Raw genomic sequence first — 21,671 nt, 5'->3', positions numbered from 1 at the left:
TTTATAAGAGACGGGGGTGGGGATGCGCGGGGGCGCGGGCGGGGTAGGGATGCGCGGCACGCGGTGCGGCGGTGCTGCAGGATGAGGGCGCGGGGATGAAGCGGGCAGTTGCGGAACGTCCGAGGGCGCGGTTCGGCCGTCAGGGTTGCCGCAACTCCCCTTTTGCACCCAGATCGAGAGCGTGAGCGCTATACTGGCATGACCGACATGCAGAGGCGAAGGGGGAAGGCCCATGATCGAAGTTCTGTGGCATGGACGCGGCGGGCAGGGCGCGTTCACGGCCGCGCGCTTGCTGGGAGCGGCGGCATCGCTTGCCGAGGGCGCGCATGCGCTGGCGTTCCCCTCGTTCGGCCCCGAGCGACGCGGCGCGCCAATGCGCGCGTTCACGAAGCTGTCGGATCGGCCCATCGGCGATCGCAGCGCCATCGTCCGCGCGGATTACGTCGTGTATCTGGACGATACGCTGCTGGGCGAGGGATGGGATCGCGAGCTCAAGGCGAACGGGGTGGTTCTGGTGAACAGCACGCGCACGTTCGCCGACGACCGCATCATCTCGCTGGATGCCGACGGCATCTCGGCGGCCGTCCTGGGACGGCCGATTCCGAACACGGCGTTTCTGGGCGCGCTGTCGGTTCTGTGCGACCGGATCGGCCTCGATGACGTGAAACAGGCCATCCACCAGTACATGCCGAAGAAGCTGCACGAGAAGAACATCGCCATCGTCGAGGCCGCTCGAGAGGCGTTGGCGGGGGCCGCGTCGTCGTCTCGGACGCCCCAGGGCTTGGCTGCCGGCGCTTCCGATCCGGTCGCTTTCGATTCCGGTTGCGCTGCTGCTCCCGCTGCGCGCGTCGAAGGAGCATTGGGCGCGGCTTCCCGGATGGACGGCGTCCGCATTCCCGCGTTGCGCGACGGTGCGCTCGATCCCGCCGAATTCGCGCACACCACCTGCTTCGAGGCCGGCTATCTTGTGGCCAAGAACGCCGGATGGCGCAACATGCGTCCCGTCATCGACGCGGGCGCGTGCACGGGGTGCTTGCAGTGCTACCTCTACTGTCCCGACGGTGCCGTTTACAAAGCCCCGTCGGATTCTCAGCCGGCGGCGCGGGCCGACGTTGCGGCAAGCGCGGCCGTTCGCGCCGACGTTGACAATCGTGCGACGGTTCCCGCGCAATCGGCCGTGGCCGTCGACTACGACTTCTGCAAGGGATGCGGCGTGTGCGTCACGGTGTGCCGGTTCGGCGCGATCGCCATGGTTGCCGAACGCGGCGAAAGCGAGGGTGGTGCCCGATGAGGCGGTTTCTTTCCGGCGACGAGGCGTTCGCCGAGGGCGTGCGGCTGGCGCGCCCGCAGGTGATTTCCGCGTACCCCATCACGCCGCAGACGGTGGTGGTGGAGCGTCTTTCCGAGATGGTGGAGGCCGGCGAGCTGGCGGCTGAGTACGTGCATGTGGAAAGCGAGCATTCGGCGCTGTCGTGCGCCATCGGCGCGTCGGCTGCGGGCGCGCGCACGTTCACAGCCACGTCGAGCCAGGGCTTGCTCTACATGGCCGAGTGCCTGACGTACGCGTCGGGCGGGCGGTTTCCCATCGTCATGATGAACGCGAACCGCGCCACCGCGCTGCCGTGGAACATCTACGGCGACCAGCGCGACTCGCTGGCGCTTTTGGATCACGGCTGGATCCAGGTCTACGCCGAGGACAACCAGGAGGCGCTCGACCTGGCGCTCATGGCCTATGCGGTGGCCGAGGACGCGCGCGTGCGCACGCCCGTCATGGTGAATCTCGACGGCTTCGCGCTCACGCACACCTACGAGACAGTGGACGTTCCCGCGCCTGAGCAGGCCGACGCGTTCCTGCCGCCCTACGACGGTTCGGGCAACCGGTTCGACTTCGAGCGTCCGGTGAACATCGGGTTCTCGGCGGGGCCGGAGTACAACCGGTATTTCAAGTATTGGGAGCATCGCGACATGCTGGAAGGCGCGCCGTGCGCGATCGAAGCGGCAGAGGCGCGTTTCGCCGAGGTGTTCGGACGTCGCTATCCTGGCATGATTGAGCGCGTGAACTGCGACGATGCCGACGTGATTTTGGTGACGCTGGGCTCTGCCGCCGGGCTTGCGCGCGGCGTGGTGGCGAAGCTGCGCGCGCGGGGCGTGCGCGCGGGCATGCTGCGCATCCGCTACCTGCGCCCGATGCCGAGCGCGCTCATCGCCGAGGCGCTTTGCGGCGCGCGTGCCGTGGGCGTTTTGGAGAAGGACGTGTCGTTCGGCGCGGAGGGCACGGTGTTCACGAACGTGAACTCGGCGCTGCACCAGGCGGGCGTGCGCGTGCCCACCTTCAACTTCATCGGCGGCCTCGGTGGCGACGACATCTCGGAAGCGCAGGTGGAAGGCATCTTCACGGCGCTTGCGCGGGTGAGCGCGGACGCGGGCGACCTGCCGCGCGTGAGCTTCCTCGGGATCGATTCGCCGGCGGATGCTGTTCCGTCGGCTTGTCGGCCGCCGGAACGCGCCGACGCTGCGGCTTTCCGCGGCACCCAATCTCGCGGCGCTGGCGAAAGCTCGCGTGCCGAAGCACGTTTCGCCTCCGTCACCCCCGCCGTCCCCGCGATCTCGGGCACTGCGGAAACCCTCGCTGACTCAAGCGGACCTGCGATCTGCGACGAAGGAGGTCGGTAGCCATGGCCGTCACCGCCAAGAACATGACCGACGACGAGCTGTTCTTCGGCCACAAGGCCTGTGCCGGTTGCGGTGGATCGCTCGCCGTGCGTGCGGCGCTCAAGGTGCTGGGGCCGAACGCTGTGGCCGCGCTGCCGGCGGGCTGCATGAGCGCCGTCGGGTTCAACTTCCCGCAGCTCGCTTTCGCCAACAACGCGATGATCACGCCCTTTGCCGCCACGGCCGCCGTGCTCACCGGCATTGAGGCCGGTCTGCGCGCGCAGGGCAAGAAGCCCGACGACTGCACCGTGGTGGGCTTCGCCGGCGACGGCGGCACGGCCGACATCGGCTTGCAGGCGCTCTCCGGCGCCATCGATCGCAACGACGACGTGCTCTACATCTGCTACGACAACGAGGCGTACATGAACACGGGCATCCAGAAAAGCTCGCTCACCCCGTTCGGCGCCAAGACCACCACCACGCCCGCCGGGGCCAACGCCCACGGCTGCCTAACGCAGAAGAAGAACCTGTTCGAGATCGTGGCCGCGCACGGCATCCCCTACGCCGCCACGGCGAGCGTGGGCTACCTGCCCGATTTCATCCGCAAGGTCGAGCGCGCCCGCGACATCCGCGGCACGCGCTACATACACGTGATCGCCCCGTGCCCGACGGGCTGGGGCTGCGGCGTGGACGAGACGGTGGACATCGCGAAGGACATCGTGGACTGCGGCCTGTGGTATTTGGCCGAGTACGAGGGCGAGCAGGTATGCGGCAGGACTGGTGGCCGCTTCAAGCTCAACCGCGACCCGCGCGAATTCTCCAGCGTGGAGGCGTACCTGCGCCGCCAAGGCCGCTTTCGCGCGCTGTCCGACGACGAGGTGGCTGCCGTCGAAGCCGCCCGCGACGCCAAATGGGAGGCGATGCGGCGGGAGTGGGCCTAAGAGGGTTAGGCCGTGGTTCTTTCCGACACCGCGATTGATCTTGCGGGAACGTTTCCGTCGAACGTTCTGATCGTGTACGCATGGACGCGTATGCTGCGCATGCGCTCGCCCGCATTGTTCTTTGTCGTGCTGCTTGCGTTGAGCGCCGTCGTGGTGCTGGGTCGCAATGGGGTTGGTAGCATCGCACGCCTGGCGTTCGTCGTCATCGGGTTCGGCGTGGTGCCCTTCGCTTTCTCGTCGGATAGCCCGTTGAGGAAGGCTTTGGTCATAGCTCTCATGAACGCGATGATCGTCATTGCAGAGGCAGTGTCTATCGCCGCATGGTATGCGGTGGTGGGCCTCGATATCACGGATTACGATGTCGTGCGCAGCCATATGGGGGCGTTCGTGTGCACGCATGCGCTGCATCTGCTTGTTTTGACGGCGCTGTTTTCGGGCTTTCATGCGGCGCTTGGACGCTTCGACCGCACGGGGGCGGTCGATATGCGCGGATTCGTGTGGTTTCCCGTCATCCAAGCCATCCTGCTTGGCATGGCGCTGGCTTCTGGCGTGTATGCCCATCGAAGTTCCGAAGTGCTTTTCTTCGGAATGACGGCGTTGTCGGCAGTGTGCCTTGCCACCGATCGCGCCTTGTTTTCAGCGATGAGGCGGCATGCGAGGAAGCGTCGCGAAGACCAGCGCGCTGTTTTTCTGAGACGGAGGCTCGACCGCTACCTTGAGTTGAGTCTGCCGTTCGTCGCAGAGGTGGAGCGAACTGCGCGATTTCGCCATGATGTTCGCAACCACGTTCAAACGATCCTCGTTCTTTCAGAGCGTGGGGAACGCGTGCGGGCACAGGAACACCTTGCCGCGCTTCGCGCGTGTTTGGACGAGCCCTCGTCGCTCGCGTCGCCGCCCTTTTCGCATCGCGGATGAGGTTTTTGCGAAAACCCCTGCGGGGGGGGGGGGCTTTCTTCGCCTATAATCGCGTGGCGCGCTCTCCGCTCTCGTGTCTTGCCTCTTACCGACAAGGTGGGCGGCGAAAAGCGTTTTTGGCGCGCTCTCGGGAGATGGCGCGCTCTCGGGCGAATGGGCGGCAGGAGGGTGGTTTCGTGTACCGGGTTGCGATAGTCGAAGATGAGGCCGATCAGGCCGATGCGCTTCGCCGCATGATGGAACGCTCCCGCTGGGGCGAACGGTTCGAGTTCGTTCATGCCGCTGATGCCGCCTCGCTCAAGGAGCTGCTTTCCGAAGGTTCTCGTCTGGACATCCTGATGATGGACATCGAGTTGGGTTCCAGGGGTGAGAACGGCATCGAACTGGTGAAACGGTGCTTTCCTGAAGGATGCGGCACGCAGGTGATATACGTTACCGGATTCATCGAGTACTGCACAAGCGTGTATCGGACGGAGCACGTGTATTTTCTGACGAAGCCCGTCTCGCAGTCCGATCTAGACGACGCGCTGGATCGGGCGGTTGTGCGCTTGCAAGCGGTTGGTGGCAGGTCGATAGAGGTTCGCTTCGGTGGCACGACTTCGCTTGTGAGGCCCGATGCCATAGAGTACGTCGAAAGCGACAAGCGCAAGATGCGCATCCATGTGGGACGGGACAGCTTGGAGATGTATGGGACGCTCTCTTCCTTTTCCGAGCAGCTTCCCGCTTCGTTCTTCTCCTGTCACAAGAGTTTTCTCGTGAATATGGATCGCATCGTGGAGTTGAGGGCGAACGAGGTGGTGCTTGCTTCGGGTGCCGTCGTTCCGGTGAGCCAGAAAAGGCGCAGGCTCTTGCGAGAGGCGTTTCATGCGCACCTTCGCTCGAGGCTTTGATCGAGCGGGCTCGCCATGTCCGATGTCTGCATCGACATCATCGGGGTGGTTCCCGTGCAAATGGTGTTCGCCTACGCCCTTTCGCGCATGCTGGCCATCCGCAGCCTTCCCGTGTACTGGGCGCTTGAGGTGTCCTTGGTCGTTCTGCTCGCGTGTCTTCGTCCGGGTATGAATGCCGAGGTGAGGCTGGTGATGTCGCTGCCGTTGGTGCTCGTCCCCCTTTTTCTGTCAGAAGGGAGCCTGTCGCGGAGGATCGTCATCGTGGCCCTTGCCCATTTGGTGCTCTTTTCCGCGGAGCTGCCCGGCGGGGCGCTGTGGGTGGCGCTGACGGGCGCTCCGGTTGCGAGCTACGACGAGGTGCGTGCCCACTTCGATGCGTTCGCGATAACGCATGCGGCCCATCTTGCTTTGCTGATTCCGCTCCTCATGGCGTTGAAGCGGGTTTTCGATCGTTTTGCCGTGGGGGCCGACGAGCGAAGAAGCGGCGCATGGCTGCCCGTTTTATTCACGTGTACCCAGTTCGTTCTCGTGAACATCATGATCCTTCTGCCGCTTGGCTTTATCGGGCAGTCTTTGCGCTATTACGCTGCCGGAGTGCTGCTGTCGCTCGCCTGCCTTGTTGCCGACCTGTGCTTGTTCCTTTCATTCGACCGGTACGCCCAGAAGCGGAGCGATGATGCGAGGGCGTCGTTGCTGGAGAGTCGGCTTGACGGATGCTTGGCGCAATGCGAGAAGTTCGTCGAAAATATCGAAAGGACGGCGAAGCTGCGCCATGATGTGGGCAACCACGTACAGGTGGTGCTTGCGCTGTCGGAGCGGGGGAGGTTCCAGGATGCGCGCGAGCATCTTCGGCTCGTGAGTGACGCGTTTGAATCTGCCGGGAGCGAGGGGGATCGTTCATGAGCGCGCGGATGGCCGTTTCGGTTCTCGTCATGCTGCTTTTGTGCGGAGTTACGGTCGTGCTGGCCCGACGGTTTCGCGACGTGCCGCCAGCGCGCGTTTTGGTCAACCTGCTATTTCCATTCAGTCAGATATGCATCGTCGCCTTCCTGCTGTTCTATTCCCTCAAGTACGATCTGCCGGATTGGATGTTCGCCATCGTTGCGGTGGTCGGTGCGCTGTGCGGGCCGGCCGACCTGGCGCTGTTCAAAGCCTTGCGCGAAGCGGAGGAGCGGGATGCGTCTCGCGAGCGGGTTCGCCTGTTGGAGGAGCAGGTGCGGTCGCAGGAGGCCTATCTGGATAGGCTTTTCGCCGACATGGGCGAGGCTCGGCGCGTTCGCGAGGCCATTGCCGTCGAGCTTGAGGCGGTTGACGAGCTTTTGGGCAAGCGGGAGGCAGAGGGGGTTTCGCAGGGGCTTATGCGCGTGGTCGGCATCATGGACGCGACAAGGAAGAGCTTTTGCTCGCATCGCGTAGTCGACGCCCTGGTGTCCATGAAGGTGGATGTTTGCAAGGATGCCGGCATCGAGACGGAAGTGGATGTGAGGCTTTCTGACGACGTCCCCTTCTCAAGCGTCGAATTGTGCGCCGTGTTCTCGAATCTATTCGACAATGCTATCGACGCATGTCAAAAGGTGCCCGAAGAGAGGCGTTTCATCACGTTGAGGGCCCGTTTGGATGCGGGGCATCTTGTGGTGCGCATGGAGAACGGATGCGTTGCCTCAACGGGCGGGAAGAAGCGTCCGTTGCGGCAGAGGGCGGGTTTGGCCGAGCATGGATGGGGGTTGGACATCCTCGAGACGATGGCTCGGCGATACGAGGGAAGCTTTCAGGCGCAGCAACGCGACGGCGTGTTCTCGACGACGGTGATTTTGAGGGCGGGAGCGGTCGAGGGGGACGGCTGCAAAACGCAGCGGTGAGGGCGCGTTTCCGAGGAGCGACTGTCAAAGGCGCGATCAGTTATTACGTGAAACTGGTCAGTTGTGCAACCTTGCTTGTGACCGATTTTTGCGATGGGTATTCTTCATCTGCTGGGAAGGTGTCAAGTCGGAGCGTGAAAGTACGCCTACGACGTTAATTGACTGACGACGACGGTGGAAGGATCGAAAATGCCAAAGTTCAAGCAGCCTCTATCTCAGAATCCGTTTCATCAGTGGGGCGTCAGCATCGGTGGGGCGGCCAATGCCGATCCTGAGGATCTTGTAGGATTTCTAGCCAACATTGTCACCGGCTATATGAAAGACAACTTCGGCATGAGCGTGGATGCTTCCAAGGTCGATATTACTGTGGGCGGACTCTTGAGCAGCAAGACTTTTCCTGGCGTTGAGTTTTCTTTCGTCGGGCATACGAATTGGGCTCGCTATCTCGTTGGCGTTAGCAAAACCGCCGCGGTTCTGACGGTCGATGTAGTTCAGCAGGGTACGCCCTCTTCGGCGATGCAGCGGCTGAACTCTGCCGAAAGAAAGGGAATGTTTTCCATCTCCGGCGCTTTGCAGAAGGCCATAACGAACCAAAACGCCGTTGAGGAGGAGAGCATGAATTACACCGCCCTTCTTCAGACGATCCAGCAGGCCGTTGAGAGTTGGAGCGAATAATTCACATCCGATACTGCGGGAAACGGGGCAGCGTATGCCCAAATGAAAGGTTTGTTTGATATGCAGGATCTCGATGCCTTTGTTAGGTCGCTTGAGGGAAAAACCGCTTCTGAGCTTGTCGAGCTAGGCAAGTCTTTCGGTAATGGCGGCGATGAAACCGATGATGAGCTAATGAGGGAGATGAAATGCTTCGAGCGCGCCGCAAGCTTGGGCGATGCCGAAGGGAAATACAGGCTGGGTTGGTTCTACATTGGCACGGTTGATTTCGTTCCCGAACAGCCCGAGTTGGCGGCGCGTCTTTATGCCGAGGCGTATGAGGGTGGATATAAATACGCGCCCGGACGGTTGGGATATGCCGTGCTCACCGGTTACGGGGTCGAGAAGAACGACTATCGAGCGGAATCGCTGCTTCGAGAAGGGGCCGACAACGGTGATTTGTGGGCGTTGTTCAATTTGATCGGGCTTTATTTCCGTTCAGATAGTCCCCTTCGCGACGATGATAAGTACTTCGCTGCGGTAAGCGAACTTGCCCATGCGGCCGTCGAACCTGATGATGACGAGTATTTGTTGTATGTTTCCGCAGCGCAGCGCTATCTCTCGGATTGCTATTTCAAAGGCATTGGCGTTCCTCCGGATTTCGATGAGGGAATCAAGTGGCTCAAACTTGCTGTTGAACATGGCGATTCAATTGCCGGTAAAAGGCTTGGAAAGCGCTATATGGATGGCGATGGCGTTCCGAGGGATGGAGCGAAAGCCAAGGAGGTCTTCGAGGCGATTGTCCTGTTCGATGAATACGATGAAACTGCCGCTTACGCGAAGTACTACATCGGATTGCTTTACGAGACGGGTAACGGAGTCGGTCAAGATTCCGCAAGAGCGGAGGCGTACTACAAAGAGGCGGTTGGCACGGGTTTGGAGTGTCCGGAGGCGTGGGCTAAATACGGCACGTATCTTGTTAACAGATCGGCGAGCCCTCAAGAAGGTGAAGCTGGACGGGCTCTGATCAGACGAGCTGCCGATGCTGGCGAAGAGAGTGCGATAAAGGCCGTTGGGCGGTTTGGCGGCGCTTTGCCTTGTCTGCAAGAGCGGAAGCAATTGCAGCCGTCTTTCAAAGATCTCAACGATCCCGACCTCATCGAAGACGATATCGATGTCGATCAGATAATCGATTTCGCTTACGCCTATTGGTGCGGAGTCGGTTGTTCCGTTGATCACGACAGGGCATATGGGCTGCTTCTCGCGCTTGTCAACAGAGATCCTGGTGGCGTCTTCGGTGGGGATGACAAGCGGCTGGCAAGCATGATGAGGGACCATGTGCTTGAAGGCGGGCGCGACGAATCTGGACGAGATGCCGAGCTTTGGGATGCCGTGGCCAGAGGGGACATGCAAGTTCTGAATGACCATGTGCATGAAAGCATCGGGGAGGATGCGGCACAAAATGTGGCTCATCTCGGTCAAGCTATGTTTTGGGCCGATATCGCAGCCAATCACATCAACAATGTTTGGGCCGGAAAGATTGCGATCTTGGCTTTTCTCTTTCAGGCTCAAGTGATGGATTTTGCCGGTGTGGGCGATGGCGAAATTAGGGCGGCGAGAACTGCGTTGAAATGGACGGGACGTTATCTCGATGATGGCATTCTCAATTTTATGAGTCCAAATGCTCGAGATGATCTTGCTTCCCTGCGGCAGCAACTTCAAGAATGGGACGTCGATGCCTGGTTCTACAGGGCAAGAGGGTTTTTCAGAATGCTGCAGAGTTTGGAGGAAGACGATCCGATGCGTCCTATAGCGAGGCAGAGGGCTATAGCTGCGGCATCTGACGGCTATGCGCATGGAAGCGTTGCAGCGGGGGCTCTCAAGGCGAAGATAATGGCACAATCGGTGGAATCTGATGCGGAGTTTCTGACGGTTGCCTCATATGCCGAAGGACTTCTTGCGTCTGGGGCAGAGGCTGCGTTAGCGGAAATGGATCGCCGCGACCAAGATTCATCCCCGCTGCATCTAGGCGATGGTGTTCTTTACATGGCGGGATCGAGGTACGTGACTGGGCCCGCCAAAAATCTCAACAAGGCGCATGATCTCTTTGAGATGGGCGCTGGCCGAGGATACGAATTATGCGAAGCGGAGCTCGCCCATTTTAAAAAGAAGATGTTCGGCGGTTGGTCATATGCGTAAGGTTGTTAGGCGCATTGACGGAAAAGGCAAAGGGGCAGGAAATGGCCAAGTGCGAGAAATGCGGCGGTACGGGCTATGTTCAAGATGGCCACGGGAGAAAGATCGAATGCGATAAATGCGGTGGAGAGGGTAAAAAGCGCGACGGAAAGAAAGGCTACTAGGGTTCTGTGGTTCGCATGGTGGAAGGTGCGCGTGGATGGACTATAAAGAATCAAGATACAACCATTCCGGCATGGTGGGCGATCAGGTCTTTCTATATAACCTGGTTACGTCTTCCGTTGCGGTGATCGGCAAATCCGAATACGCGCAAGTTAAAGATTGTGTCTTTTCCGATTCCGACCTCATGCGAACCTCGGTTGAAAACGGGTTCATTGTCCCCGCAGATGAAGACGAGGTCGAGAAGGTTCTGGCAATCCAGCGGATGAATAACTATTCGACGCGATTCGCCGGCTTCCAGATTCTGCCGACTACCGCCTGCAATGCTCGGTGCTTTTATTGTTACGAACAGTCGTATAAGCCCGTTTGCATGAAAAGTGGCGTTGCCGAAGCGGTTCCTGCTTTCATCGAGAGCTACATGGATATGGTCGACGATGTCCATGTGACGTGGTTCGGTGGCGAGCCCATGCTCGAACTCGATAGAATCCTTGATTTGTCCAAAAAGTTGATGGATTCGGCAGAGAGGCATGGCGTTGGATATACGTCTGACATGATAACGAACGCCACCTTGGCCACCCCGGACGCTGTTCGTATGCTGGTTCACGATTGCGAAGTCTCGCAGGTTCAGATCACGCTAGACGGATTGGCCGAGGAGCATCAGCGCAGGAAAGCCTACCTAACCGAAAGCATAACCTTCGATACCGTTCTAGCTGCGATGGATGCCTTCGTTGACCAGGGAGCGAAGCTTCTTATACGCCTCAACATGGACAAGGGGAATTATAAGGATTGCCTAGAGCTGATTCCCCTTCTGGGCGAACGATACAGGGGTCTCGACACGGTGATGCTTTATGCTGCTCCGCTGTACGGAAGCGGCAATGTGGAAGATTTCTACACGGAAGCGGATCTCAACGAGGCGTACAAGGCGATCTTTCGCGCAATGATCGATGCTGGTTTCATACAGACACTTGACGGGTTGCCGCTCAATTTCAACAACGCTACGTGTTCGGCTCGAATGATCAACAATTTTGTGATCGATCCGTCTGGCGATGTTTTCAAGTGCGAGCACCTTCTTGCCGAGGCTGCCCAGCGTATCGGAAACGTATTCGAAGGAGTGCTCTTCAACGAGGCTTTGGCTCAGTGGGCGTCGCCCGACGTTCCTCGGAAGTGCAGGGAATGCAGTTTTCTTCCGAGTTGCCAAGCGGGATGTTATGCCGCCGAGGCGCTCGATTTTGGCTTGAAGCGCTGCCCTCATATCGCGTTCATTACAGATGCGATCATCGATGCTGCAGGCTATCTCTTGGGATGCGGATCCCATGCTGATAGGACGATTTCAAATGGGAGAAAGGATCGACGATGACTGTTATTCGTAAAGGCGCGGGCATCGGTTCCGCGAGGGCCTCTGCTTTTGCATCGGTAGCCGTCAAGCAGATGGCGCGCAGTGCGGGCATGGCACCTTGCGGGACGATCTGTCAACCTTACAGCGCGCAGCCCGGAACGCCATGCGGGTGCAAATGCATGATGTATTGCGCAGGCAAGTAATCGCTTGACGCGATCAAAGAGGCTGGCCCCGTGCGCGGAGATTCGTTCATGACGCTGCGTGCGGGGTCGCTCTGTTTGTTGGGAATGGCCGATAGGGGATGATGGGATTGACGCTTGACCAAATAATCAATCGGCTCTCGAGCAGTGAGCTCGAAAGGCTCAAGAAGTGCGCGGAATACGGAATGTACGATGAGCTTTTTCAGCTTCTCAGGGCGTATGGATACGACGAAAGCGATACGCCTGCTTCGATAGGTCAAAAGGTAAAGCGACTTGTTCGATAAGGTCAAAAGATTCGGAGGATTATCATGGCCGACAACTGTCCCCGTTGCAACGGGAAAGGTGTTGTGAGAGTGAAGACCGCAGGCGGCGACAAGTTTGTCACCTGCCCCAATTGCAGTGGAACCGGGAAGGCCAAATAGAATGGATATCGCAATTGGGTTTGCGACCGATGTTTCTGGATGGTTCCAAGATACTGCGAATATGCACATTCCTGGATTGGTCGTTTTTGACAACTCATTTTCCTAATGAGACGAACGAAGGATGAGAAGGTGGATGCAGGATAGCGTCAGGGAAGTACTTGCATATTTGAAAACCGCTCGCGAACTGGAAATCGGCCTCATGAAGCTTGACAAGTTGGAGAAGCATTCCAATTGGAAGATTCTCCAACTGGAAGGTAAGGCATACCCAGAATTCCAACCCCCTAACGCGCGCATTGAGCAAGAAAGGGCTGACGCAAAATCGAAGGCGAGGGCCATAGGGGCCGTGTTCGGCGGCATTGCCGGTTTTGTGTTCGAGTTCGTTGAAGAGTGGCGCATCGTTGAGGCAAGCGGCAGTCCGCTTGCTTGGTTTGGCAATCTCGTTGTATTTGGCATGGCCGCTGCTACGTGCGCCGCCATCGGGGCCGGGATAGGCGCTCTGATTTCATGGGGCGTAGGTGCGATTGTCGGCGTGATCAGAAGCAACGCAAAGGAAGCTGAAAACAAGGTAGCGAAAGAGAAGTGGAAAGCAAAGGTGGCTCGAGCAAGAAAGGCCGATGCTGAGGCTGTTGCCGAGTTTCGTTCCAGTTCCTTGCCCATCTGCGAACTTCGAGTGTTGTATGAGCGGATGCTCAATGAGCACTATTCCGATGGTCCGATATATCGGAAGTATCAGACGCTGCCAGCCATATGCCAACTTTACGAATATTTCGATTCTGGGCGGTTTGCGAAATTGGCCGATGCCTACAATCAATACGAACTCGAAGTGCGTCTTGATCGCCTGATCGACAATTCTGAAAAAGCGTTGCAGGTGCTTTGCGAAATACGGGACAGCCAACGGCTTCTCTATGATGCGTTGCTGGATATTCGCGACAGCATAGATTCAGTCAACAAAAACATTGACAAGTGTTTTGAGGCCCTGAATGGCATAGCCTATTCGCAAGAAGTGTCTTCTATCTGTTTGCAGCAGACTGCCTTGGCAACAACCCTGCTATCGCAAATCGGCTTTTACAAGAACCGACACGAGCTTTCTCTGCCATTCCATATGTTCGAGGGAGCGTTGATTGGGATCAATGCGAGGCTTTTATCGCAAGCGCGTAGGATGAAGTGAGCGGTTCGCATGATTGGGATGGATCTGCGGACATCGTGGTATTCAGCTTGTCTATTCTCCTGAATGCTCCCGGTTTTTTTGGTGCTGGCTGTCGCTTGTTGGCACGGTGATTTCTGATCGCCGTCTGTATCGGTCTTGTCGTTTGCATTTGGTTTGCCTAGATGGTTTTCTGCGAGGAGACAAGGGCTTCAGGGCGTTCGCTTTTTCAAATGGCCGGTCTTTTCCGGCAAATCCGACTATGGTCGAAGCGCCTGATCGGAGGGAGTTCGGCTTAAGATCCGACGAACGTGGGTTTGCATCGATGGCGGTTTGGCAGAGGGTGGAACGTCGAAGTGCGGCAAAACCGATTCTTGTATTGATTTCTATCATATGATATATTTTACTCAATCACATGATTGATAGGAGTTTATCATGCCGCATGATCTTACCGCGCAGGACGTGAAGCGCATTCGGGAGAAATACGGGCTGACGCAGCAGGGGTTCGCCCGCTTGCTGGGGCTCGGCGAGGCGAGCGTGGTGCGCTACGAGAACGGGCAGAAGCCCAGCAAGGCGAACGCGAACCTCATACGCGCGGCGGACGACCCCGCTTTCATGAAGGGTTGCCTCGAGCGCGACGGCGAGCTGCTTTCCGCCGGCCAGCGTGAGAAGACCGAGAAGATCGTGTACGCGCTGATTTCCTTCGACGAGGACGGGGATGTTATGGATATCAACGAGATGTATGAGATCACGCTGCAGCAGGAAGTGCTGATCGAGCAGATTGCCCAGGTGATGGGCGACGTGTCACGCTTGCACACCGCCGCTCAGAAGAGGGGGGATGCGGTTTCTGTGGCGGTGTACGAGGATGTGATGAGGCAGCTTGCTTTGATTCGGCCAGGTGTCACTCGCCGGGAGAATTCAAATGAGCTCAAGCTGTCTGAAATCAGGGGTCAAATTGCATGTTTGAAGCGCCTTGCTGAAGGTCGAGAGGCGAGAGCGGCTTGATATGGGCAAGCTCGAAGACTATTCGGACAATGAATTCTGCGCACAGTTGCGGTTGATTGTAAGCGCGCTTCTTGCGGACGTGTCGTGTGTTCCGACAGGCCGTCCTCGCGCATTTCTGCTTGGAGGGCAGAGCGGCGCAGGAAAAACCACACTGCATCGATTGCTTCAGGATTCTCTTGACGGAAACGTGATCGTCGTCAACGGCGACGAATACCGCTCGCGGCATCCTCGGTTCTGCGAGATCGTCGCGCGCTACGGCGTCGATGGACCGGCGCATACGGCGGCGTGGGCGGGGCGCATGGTCGAAGCCGTTGTGGACGCGCTGTCCGTGATGGGCTATAACCTTGTGATCGAGGGGACGCTGCGCACATCCGAAGTGCCGCTTAAAACGGCGGCGCTTTTGCGCGAGCGCGGCTATGCGGTTTCGATCGCGCTCATGGCGGTGAAACCGGAGATATCGCTTATCAGCTGCCAACTGCGCTACGAGCAGATGCGCCTTGCGGGCACCGAGCCGCGCGCGGTGGACCCCGCGCACCACTTCGCCATCGTCGAGGCCATTGTCGGGAACTTGAAAACGCTCGAGGATTCGGACCTGTTCGACGACGTGAGCCTGTATTCTCGCAGCGAGCAGTGCCTGTTCAGCAGCGTCAACGACGAGGGGCGGGCGAGCGAATCCCTCGAACGCATCCTGTTCGGGGAATGGACGGAGGAGGAGCGCGCCCATCTTGCCTATTTGGAGCAGCGTCTACGGGCCCTGCGCCGTTGCGATCCCGTCGAAGGGTAGCGTAGGGCAGGGTTGCGCGAGGCGCTTGCGAACTGCCTTGTGAATGCGGATTACTGTGGTCGGCGCGGATTGGTCGTCTTGAAAACGCCGGAGCGCATTGAGCTTGCGAATCCCGGTGGGTTTCGAGTCGATATGGACAAAGCCCTCGCAGGGGGAGTCTCCGATCCACGCAACGCGACGATGGCGAAGATGTTCTCCCTTGTCGAGATAGGGGAGCGCGCGGGGAGCGGTCTTCCGAAAATCGTCGATGGATGGAGGGCGTGCGGTTTGCCGCAGCCCGTCATCGCGGAATCGTTCGATCCTGATCGCACGGTTTTAGTTTTGCCGCTTGAAAACCGGCGGCAAAAACCGGCGGCAAAAACCGGCGGCAAAAACCGGCGGCAAAAACCGGCAGAATAACGCGCGAGAAAGAGCAGGCGGTTGTCGAGCTTCTTTTGAGTGAGGGTTCGGCAAGGACGGGGGAGGTGGCAGCCTCGCTTGGCCTCGGGTTGTCGCGGACAAGGGAGGTTCTTTCGGGCATGGTGGCCAAGGGTCTTGTTGTTTCCGAAGGGACAGGGCGCGCCCGCGCGTATCGATTGTCCGATGACGAACTGACTCGAGGGACGTGATGCGCCGCTTGCTCCGTTCGGCCTGCAACTCGTTGGTTCTCTCTATTCTCGGTCCGGCATTTGACGAAGATATCCGGCTTGCGCGTCTTCCCGTCTGTCTCGATCAGCGTCTTTGGGAGGACGTGTCATCGCTCGCCACCGGTGCGAACGAGTCGACGAGGTCGATAAGCTCCTGTTTCTTGTGAACGTCGAGCTTCGCGTAGATGCGCTTCGAATGCATGCGCACGGTGTTCTCGGAGATCACCAGCTCTTCGGCGATGCGCACCACGGTCTTCCCGCGCACGATGTGCTCCATGACTTCGGTTTCGCGGGCGCTCAGCCGGTACTCTTCGCGAATGCGCGCCACTTGCTTGGAGATGCGGTCTTGGTAGATAGGCTCTTCGCCAGCTGGGACGTCTTGGATCGGCCTGGTTCTTCCGGCGTTTTGCCGCGCGGGCCGCGTCGCATGCGGATGCGTGCGCGATACGAGCTCGACGTCGGGCACGATGGGGGAGGGAGCGCGCATGGCGGTGCGGAAGCCTCCTTGTCCGAAGAAATGCATGAATCCCAGCAAGTATCCCGCCCCGAGAGCGACCACTGCATGCGGCGAAAGACCGGGGATGCTCGTCTGCGCAGCCAGCGTGCCGCCGATGAATCCCGCGTCGTGCAGCGCGTACACCACGCCGCCGAAGAATCCGTACACGAACACGGGGTTCGTGCCGTGGTCGCGCGAGGCTTGCGCGCATTGGATCATCATGAGCATGATGGCGACGCTGTACGCCGCATGCAGCGCGGACGCCAGCCATTGGGCATAGCCGCCTCCCAGAAACGGCAGCAGGACGAACCCGGTGATGACGACTGGGAACACGATGCGGAACAGCGCCACCACGTTCAGGCGCACGCTCTTGAATTGCCAGAGCACCAAAAACGCAACGGCGGTGATCAGCGATGCGCCCATGGAAAGCGCGTTCACGAACGAGCCGATGGCGGGGTCATCTATGGCCAGGGCGCGCATGAGGCCCGCGCACAGTCCGAGCGACCCCACGCACAGCGCGGGTCGGGCCAAGTTGAGGATGGCTTGGCGGTAGACGCCCGCGTTCTTTTTCGGCACGTCTTCGAACATGGGCTGTCCGAAATCGATCTCGCGGCTTCTCAGCGAAATGGCCAGTGCGAAAAACGGCGTGATGACCAGGGGGATGAGGTAGACGGTGACGGCGCGGGGAATGAGGTGCAGCGCGAAGTACAGCACCGAGGCGTATGCCGTGCCCAGAATGAGGTCGTGGTTGCCGGCGTCGGAGTCCTCGCTGGCGAACAGGCGCTGCCACAGCATGTAGAATCCGGCGGACCCCACGCCGATGAAGCCTCCCCCTGCGATGACGAGCGGCAGCATCCAGCTATCGAGGTACATCGATCCGATGAGGCAGAACCATCCCAGCAGGTACGGCACTGCGGACAGGCGCACGATGAACAGCCTCGTAGGGCCCGGCATGCGATAGGATCCCACGATGCTGAGGAAGAAGCACGCGGCGAACACGAGCGATTCGACCAGGAAGAACCAGAACAGCATGTGCGGTTCTTGCAGCTTTATCGGCAGGAAGGGAAACACGCCGCCCCAGGCCCCCGCAGCGTTCACGGCGAGGAACGACGCGTACCCGAACGATGTGGCGTTCGGCTTGAAGGCGCGCAGTATGTTCGCCGCGTTCACGATGATCCTCCCCAAGAAAACCTTCGACCGACAGGATTCCCCCTGCCCAGTATAACGGCATTAAGCGGGTGCAAGGAATGACTATCTGAATGCAAGTCGATTATCTGAACAGGCGAAACGAAAAATGTACATATTTCATGTAACACGCGGGCGGCACTTGGGGCCTACAATGCGCGGTGTTTCGGCCACACGAAACGCATGATCAGACGAGAGAGCAAGGAGGGATCATGACGAAAACGAAAAAGCGCGACGTTTCCCGCCGCGCGTTCGTGAAAGGCTCGGCGCTCGCCGGTTTGGGCGCGGCCGTCCTTGGAAGCGGAGCCCTGTTCGGCTGCGCGCCGAAGAGCGAAGAGGAAGCCGCCCAAGACGCCGCGAAGACGGTCGAGGAGAAGATCGTCTGGACGCATTGCGCGGTTAACTGCGGTAGCACGTGCGCGCTCCAGTGCCATGTGGTGGATGGCGAAATCAAGTACATCGAATCTGACAACACGGGCAGTTCCGAGATGGGCCAGCCGCAGCTGCGTGCCTGTTTGCGCGGACGCTCTATCCGTCGTTGGCTGCAGAGCCCTGATCGCTTGAACTATCCCATGAAGCGCGTCGGAAAGCGCGGTGAAGGCAAGTTCGAGCAGATCAGTTGGGATGAGGCCATAGACACCATAGCGAGCGAACTCAAACGCATACGCGAGACGTATGGCGACGAGTCTATCACCGTGCATTACGCTTCGGGCGTGTCGTCTGGGCTGATGGGCAATGCGGTGGTGAATCGCTCATCAACCTGAACGGCGGGTGCTTGAATTACTACGGTTCGTACAGCTCGGCTCATATTTCGGCTGCAGGCACGTACACCTATGGAGGCGGCACGTACGGCAGCAGCTTCCTCACTTTGCAGGATAACCAGCTGGTGGTCATGTTCGGCAACAGTCCCGCCGACACCCGCATGGGCGGCGCGGGGCACACGCATGACTTTGCTTGGATGCGCGAAGAGAAGAACCTTGAGGTCATCAACATCGATTGCCGCATGAACGATACGGTGTGCGGGCAGGGAGGCGAGTGGATTCCCATACGTCCTGGAACCGATGGCGCGCTGTGCGCAGCGCTTGCATATGAGATCATCGGCAACGGATGGGCTGACGAGGAGTTTTTGCACAAATATTGCGTTGGCTACGACGAGGAGACTATGCCCGAGAGTGCTCGGGGGCAGAACAAGTCGTTCAAGGACTATATCTTGGGAACCGGTTACGACATGGTGCCGAAAACTCCGGAATGGGCTGCTCCTATCACGCTTATCCCTGCTGATAAAATCAGGGAGCTGGCTGAGAAGATCGGCACGACGAAGCCCGTGTACATCTGCCAGGGTTATGGATCCCAACGTCACGCGAACGGCGAGATCACGGCGCGCGCCATCATGGTGCTTCCCCAGTTGGTTGGGCAGATCGGCTTGCCGGGCACTTCTGACGGGCGTCGCGAAGGGAAATCGTCGTTCGCCCTCTCCAGCTTCCCCTCGGGCGAGAATCCCGTGAAAACGAACCTCCCTACGTTCATGTGGCCCGATGCCATACGCCGTGGCGAAGAGCTGACGGCTCTCAACGCAGGTGTCCAGCAAGCCGAAAAGCTGTCGTCCAGCATCAAGTTCATATTCAACTATGCGGGCAACACGCTGACGAATCAGCATTCGGATATCAACGGCACGCACGATTTGCTGCAAGACGAGTCGTTGTGCGAGTTCATCGTGACCAGCGAAGTGTTCATGACCGACTCGGCCAAATACTCGGATATCATCATTCCCGACCTGACGTTGCAGGAGCAGTACAGCCTTTCCGCCAACGGATACGCTGACAATATGGAAGCCCTTATTTACGGAAGCCCTGTGTACGAGCCGAAATTCGAGCGTCGGGGCATCTACGAGGTGTGCGTCGACATCGCTGACAAGTTGGGCATCAAGGACGAGTTCACCGACGGAGGCAAGACGCGCGAGGATTGGTTGCGTCAGATTCTTGACGAATCGCGCGAAAAATATCCCGAACTGCCCGATTGGGACACAGGCATGGCACAAGGTGTGTGGAAGCGTGCTCCCGAGCCGACTATCAGCCTGAAAGACTTCATCGACGATCCCCAGGGCAACCCGCTCAAAACCCCGTCTGGCAAGATCGAGATCTACTCTGAAACGTTGGCTGGTTTCGCGAATACCTGGGAGTTGGCCGAGGACGAGGTGGTCAGCCCCATCCCCGAGTTCGACCCCGGATTTGAAAGCTATGTCAACCTGACAGATGAATACCCTCTGCTCATCACCGGTTTTCATTACAAGGCGCACACGCATTCCTCCTATGCCAACAACGAGATCATTCAGGCGGCGGCGCAGCATGTCGCATGGGTGAATCCGGTGGATGCGCAGCCGCGTGGGATAGAAGATGGCGACGTCATTCGGGTGTTCAATGATCGCGGCGAGATTCGCATCGAGGCAAAGGTGACGCCGCGTGTTATACCGGGCACGGTTGCCATTCCTCAGGGTATGTGGCACGACGCCGATATGGGCGGTGATCGTGTTGACCATGGCGGCAACATCAACACATTGACGATCTACCGGCCATCGCCGCTTGCAAAAGCGAATCCGCAGCACAGCAACATCGGCCAAATTGAAAAGGCCTAAGGGGGCAGAGCATGACTCAGTATGGGTTTCATTTTGATGGCAAGCGCTGCACGGGGTGCAAAACCTGCGTGTTGGCGTGCAAGGATAACAAGGATCTGTCTGCCGATATGTCGTTTCGCAACGTGTACGAGTATGGCGGCGGCTCGTGGACGCAGGTCGACGGGCTTTGGAGCACCGATGCGTTCACCTATTACGTATCCGTCGCGTGCAATCACTGCGACAGCCCGTTGTGCCTGGCGAACTGCTCGCAGGGAGCTATCTCCAAGGACGTCGACACGGGCATCGTGACGGTGGATCCCGAGAAGTGCAACGGATGCGGCTCATGCGTCGCTGCATGTCCGTACGGTGCGCCAAAGGTGAACGAAGAGACTAAGAAGGGCATGAAGTGCGACCTGTGCGCCGACCGCGTGGCGCAGGGCGAGCAGCCCATCTGCGTGGAGGCGTGTCCTTTGCGCGCGCTCGATTTCGGCGAGATATCCGAACTGCGCGAGAAGTACGGCGAGGTGGCCGAGATCGCTCCGCTTCCCGGTGCCGACGAGACGAAGCCGAACATCGTGATCACCGAGCCCGCGAACGCAAAACCGGTTGGAGACGAGACAGGATCGGTGCTCAACGAGCGCGAGATCGCGTAAAATCTTCTGAGCATAGCCAAACGGGTGCCGTGCGACCTGAAGCGCGGCACCCGATGTCGCGCGCGGCACGTCGTAGGGGGCGATGGCGCACCAGCGCGGTTGGCGGCAGGGGAGGATACGGTGGAGCAAGTCGGTTTCTATTTCAACGCAAAGCGGTGCACGGGATGCAAAACGTGCGTGCTCGCATGCAAAGACTACCGCGATCTTGACGCGTCCGTTTCGTTTCGCCAGGTGTACGAGGTGGCGCATGGCAGTTGGGCGCAGGATGATCGCGGGTGCTGGGCGCACGATTGCTTCGCATTCTACGTGTCCTGCGCGTGCAACCACTGTTCGAGTCCTGCATGCATGGAGGTGTGCCCGACGGGCACCATGGGGAAAAACGAGCTGGGATTGGTGAGCGTGGACGAGCGCCGTTGCATCGGATGCGGATACTGTGCGCTGTCGTGTCCGTACCACGCGCCGAAGGTCGATCGCGCCGTGGGCCACAGCGTGAAGTGCGACGGGTGCTTTGACCGTGTGGCAGATGGCGGGAAGCCCATCTGCGTGGAGGCGTGTCCCTTGCGCGCGCTCGATTTCGGGCCGATCGCCGACCTGCGGGCGCTCCGTGGTCGGGCGGCTGACATGCCTCCGTTGCCCGACTCGTCGAAAACCGATCCCAACCTGGTGCTGAGCCTTCCTGCGTGCATGGGGGAGGATGCCGACCGAGTGTTTGCGGAGGGCATGGTTTGCAATGTGCGCGAGCTTGTATGAAAGGGGTGGCCATGGAAGCTCTGAACGGTGAACCGAGAGACAGCGAATTTCAAACCGATGAAAATCGGGCGGTGCTCGACGCCGTCGCCTTCGCGGGCGACGCGCTCGCCCCGTTCTTCCTGCAGGACCCCCTGACCGGGGACGCGGGGGCGTCCTTCGAGGCGATGGCCGCGCTCGACCCCGCGGCCGCCGCCGC

Annotated in this window: 20 protein-coding genes and 1 pseudogene; 19 read left to right on the top strand and 2 right to left on the bottom strand. The window is 59.3% G+C overall.

Annotated features, from left to right (window positions below; genetic code table 11):
• Nucleotides 1–232 precede the first annotated feature (232 nt).
• From C2L80_RS09160 to C2L80_RS09115, 10 genes are all read left to right on the top strand, one after another.
• Nucleotides 233–1,291, top strand: coding sequence for a 2-oxoacid:acceptor oxidoreductase family protein (locus tag C2L80_RS09160; protein WP_103263065.1), 1,059 nt, complete (start codon nt 233–235; stop codon nt 1,289–1,291).
• The gene (gene porA / locus C2L80_RS09155) at nt 1,288–2,673 is read left to right on the top strand and encodes a pyruvate ferredoxin oxidoreductase (RefSeq protein WP_169999039.1); all 1,386 of its coding nucleotides are present in this window, start codon (nt 1,288–1,290) and stop codon (nt 2,671–2,673) included. Before C2L80_RS09160 ends, porA begins: the two co-directional genes overlap by 4 nt.
• A 2-nt stretch (nt 2,674–2,675) precedes the next feature.
• Entirely contained in the window at nt 2,676–3,593 is a 918-nt protein-coding gene (locus C2L80_RS09150) for a thiamine pyrophosphate-dependent enzyme (RefSeq protein ID WP_103263064.1), read from the top strand.
• Between the two features lie 12 nt (nt 3,594–3,605).
• On the top strand, nt 3,606–4,508 hold the full coding sequence (locus C2L80_RS09145) for a hypothetical protein (RefSeq protein ID WP_103263063.1): 903 nt from the start codon (nt 3,606–3,608) through the stop codon (nt 4,506–4,508).
• 176 nt (nt 4,509–4,684) lie between these two features.
• Nucleotides 4,685–5,398, top strand: coding sequence for a LytR/AlgR family response regulator transcription factor (locus C2L80_RS09140; protein WP_087195474.1), 714 nt, complete (start codon nt 4,685–4,687; stop codon nt 5,396–5,398).
• 15 nt (nt 5,399–5,413) lie between these two features.
• Complete coding sequence (locus tag C2L80_RS09135) at nt 5,414–6,301, top strand: hypothetical protein (RefSeq protein WP_087195473.1); 888 nt, start codon at nt 5,414–5,416, stop codon at nt 6,299–6,301.
• A complete protein-coding gene (locus tag C2L80_RS09130; protein WP_087195472.1) occupies nt 6,298–7,257 on the top strand; it encodes an ATP-binding protein in 960 nt (319 codons plus the stop codon). Before C2L80_RS09135 ends, C2L80_RS09130 begins: the two co-directional genes overlap by 4 nt.
• A gap of 189 nt (nt 7,258–7,446) precedes the next feature.
• The gene (locus C2L80_RS09125) at nt 7,447–7,932 is read left to right on the top strand and encodes a hypothetical protein (RefSeq protein ID WP_087195471.1); all 486 of its coding nucleotides are present in this window, start codon (nt 7,447–7,449) and stop codon (nt 7,930–7,932) included.
• 42 nt (nt 7,933–7,974) lie between these two features.
• A complete protein-coding gene (locus C2L80_RS09120; RefSeq protein ID WP_103263062.1) occupies nt 7,975–10,107 on the top strand; it encodes a tetratricopeptide repeat protein in 2,133 nt (710 codons plus the stop codon).
• Nucleotides 10,108–10,303: 196 nt separating this feature from the next.
• Nucleotides 10,304–11,620: a radical SAM/SPASM domain-containing protein gene (locus C2L80_RS09115; protein ID WP_087195469.1), complete on the top strand. Its 1,317-nt coding sequence runs from the start codon at nt 10,304–10,306 to the stop codon at nt 11,618–11,620.
• Between the two features lie 118 nt (nt 11,621–11,738).
• On the opposite strand, the gene C2L80_RS14745 is transcribed toward C2L80_RS09115, so the two are convergent.
• The gene (locus tag C2L80_RS14745) at nt 11,739–12,314 is read right to left on the bottom strand and encodes a hypothetical protein (RefSeq protein WP_129589931.1); all 576 of its coding nucleotides are present in this window, start codon (nt 12,312–12,314) and stop codon (nt 11,739–11,741) included.
• Between the two features lie 40 nt (nt 12,315–12,354).
• On the opposite strand from C2L80_RS14745, the gene C2L80_RS09105 reads away from it, so the two are divergent.
• The 4 genes from C2L80_RS09105 to C2L80_RS09090 all read left to right on the top strand — a co-directional run bounded on the left by C2L80_RS09105 (nt 12,355) and on the right by C2L80_RS09090 (nt 15,553).
• Nucleotides 12,355–13,389 carry a hypothetical protein gene (locus tag C2L80_RS09105; protein ID WP_087195467.1) on the top strand — a complete coding sequence of 345 codons (1,035 nt, stop codon included), beginning with the start codon at nt 12,355–12,357 and terminating at the stop codon, nt 13,387–13,389.
• Nucleotides 13,390–13,800: 411 nt separating this feature from the next.
• Complete coding sequence (locus C2L80_RS09100) at nt 13,801–14,370, top strand: helix-turn-helix domain-containing protein (protein ID WP_087195466.1); 570 nt, start codon at nt 13,801–13,803, stop codon at nt 14,368–14,370.
• A 1-nt stretch (nt 14,371) separates the two neighbouring features.
• The gene (locus C2L80_RS09095) at nt 14,372–15,154 is read left to right on the top strand and encodes a zeta toxin family protein (protein ID WP_087195465.1); all 783 of its coding nucleotides are present in this window, start codon (nt 14,372–14,374) and stop codon (nt 15,152–15,154) included.
• Between the two features lie 12 nt (nt 15,155–15,166).
• Nucleotides 15,167–15,553, top strand: coding sequence for an ATP-binding protein (locus C2L80_RS09090; protein ID WP_103263061.1), 387 nt, complete (start codon nt 15,167–15,169; stop codon nt 15,551–15,553).
• 312 nt (nt 15,554–15,865) lie between these two features.
• On the opposite strand, the gene C2L80_RS09085 is transcribed toward C2L80_RS09090, so the two are convergent.
• Nucleotides 15,866–17,446, bottom strand: a complete 1,581-nt coding sequence (locus C2L80_RS09085) for a helix-turn-helix transcriptional regulator (protein WP_103263060.1) — start codon at nt 17,444–17,446, stop codon at nt 15,866–15,868.
• Nucleotides 17,447–17,673: 227 nt separating this feature from the next.
• Between C2L80_RS09085 and C2L80_RS14625 the strand changes: the two genes are divergently transcribed.
• The 5 genes and pseudogenes from C2L80_RS14625 to C2L80_RS09065 all read left to right on the top strand — a co-directional run.
• Complete coding sequence (locus C2L80_RS14625; protein ID WP_338049466.1) at nt 17,674–18,225, top strand: molybdopterin-dependent oxidoreductase; 552 nt, start codon at nt 17,674–17,676, stop codon at nt 18,223–18,225.
• A gap of 11 nt (nt 18,226–18,236) precedes the next feature.
• A complete protein-coding gene (locus C2L80_RS09080) occupies nt 18,237–20,093 on the top strand; it encodes a DMSO/selenate family reductase complex A subunit (RefSeq protein WP_338049465.1) in 1,857 nt (618 codons plus the stop codon).
• A gap of 11 nt (nt 20,094–20,104) precedes the next feature.
• Nucleotides 20,105–20,725, top strand: a complete 621-nt coding sequence (locus C2L80_RS09075) for a DMSO/selenate family reductase complex B subunit (protein WP_087198810.1) — start codon at nt 20,105–20,107, stop codon at nt 20,723–20,725.
• A 120-nt stretch (nt 20,726–20,845) separates the two neighbouring features.
• The gene (locus tag C2L80_RS09070; protein ID WP_103263059.1) at nt 20,846–21,475 is read left to right on the top strand and encodes a 4Fe-4S dicluster domain-containing protein; all 630 of its coding nucleotides are present in this window, start codon (nt 20,846–20,848) and stop codon (nt 21,473–21,475) included.
• An 11-nt stretch (nt 21,476–21,486) separates the two neighbouring features.
• Nucleotides 21,487–21,671, top strand: a pseudogene (locus C2L80_RS09065) (hypothetical protein); the annotation flags it as partial.

The sequence above is a fragment of the Rubneribacter badeniensis genome, from assembly GCF_002899695.1.
Taxonomy (GTDB): Bacteria; Actinomycetota; Coriobacteriia; order Coriobacteriales; family Eggerthellaceae; genus Rubneribacter; species Rubneribacter badeniensis.
Note: the sequence above shows the minus strand (reverse complement) of the source record. Positions and strands in the feature narration are given on the sequence as shown.

Bases quoted from the DNA above. Each gene is read 5' to 3' on its own strand.
- C2L80_RS09105 (WP_087195467.1), top strand. From the start codon at position 12,355: ATGCAGGATAGCGTCAGGGAAGTACTTGCATATTTGAAAACCGCTCGC.
- C2L80_RS09095 (WP_087195465.1), top strand. From the start codon at position 14,372: ATGGGCAAGCTCGAAGACTATTCGGACAATGAATTCTGCGCACAGTTG.
- C2L80_RS09160 (WP_103263065.1), top strand. From the start codon at position 233: ATGATCGAAGTTCTGTGGCATGGACGCGGCGGGCAGGGCGCGTTCACG.
- C2L80_RS09100 (WP_087195466.1), top strand. From the start codon at position 13,801: ATGCCGCATGATCTTACCGCGCAGGACGTGAAGCGCATTCGGGAGAAA.
- C2L80_RS09150 (WP_103263064.1), top strand. From the start codon at position 2,676: ATGGCCGTCACCGCCAAGAACATGACCGACGACGAGCTGTTCTTCGGC.
- C2L80_RS09135 (WP_087195473.1), top strand. From the start codon at position 5,414: ATGTCCGATGTCTGCATCGACATCATCGGGGTGGTTCCCGTGCAAATG.
- C2L80_RS09130 (WP_087195472.1), top strand. From the start codon at position 6,298: ATGAGCGCGCGGATGGCCGTTTCGGTTCTCGTCATGCTGCTTTTGTGC.
- porA (WP_169999039.1), top strand. From the start codon at position 1,288: ATGAGGCGGTTTCTTTCCGGCGACGAGGCGTTCGCCGAGGGCGTGCGG.
- C2L80_RS09075 (WP_087198810.1), top strand. From the start codon at position 20,105: ATGACTCAGTATGGGTTTCATTTTGATGGCAAGCGCTGCACGGGGTGC.
- C2L80_RS14625 (WP_338049466.1), top strand. From the start codon at position 17,674: ATGACGAAAACGAAAAAGCGCGACGTTTCCCGCCGCGCGTTCGTGAAA.
- C2L80_RS09125 (WP_087195471.1), top strand. From the start codon at position 7,447: ATGCCAAAGTTCAAGCAGCCTCTATCTCAGAATCCGTTTCATCAGTGG.
- C2L80_RS09115 (WP_087195469.1), top strand. From the start codon at position 10,304: ATGGACTATAAAGAATCAAGATACAACCATTCCGGCATGGTGGGCGAT.
- C2L80_RS09120 (WP_103263062.1), top strand. From the start codon at position 7,975: ATGAAAGGTTTGTTTGATATGCAGGATCTCGATGCCTTTGTTAGGTCG.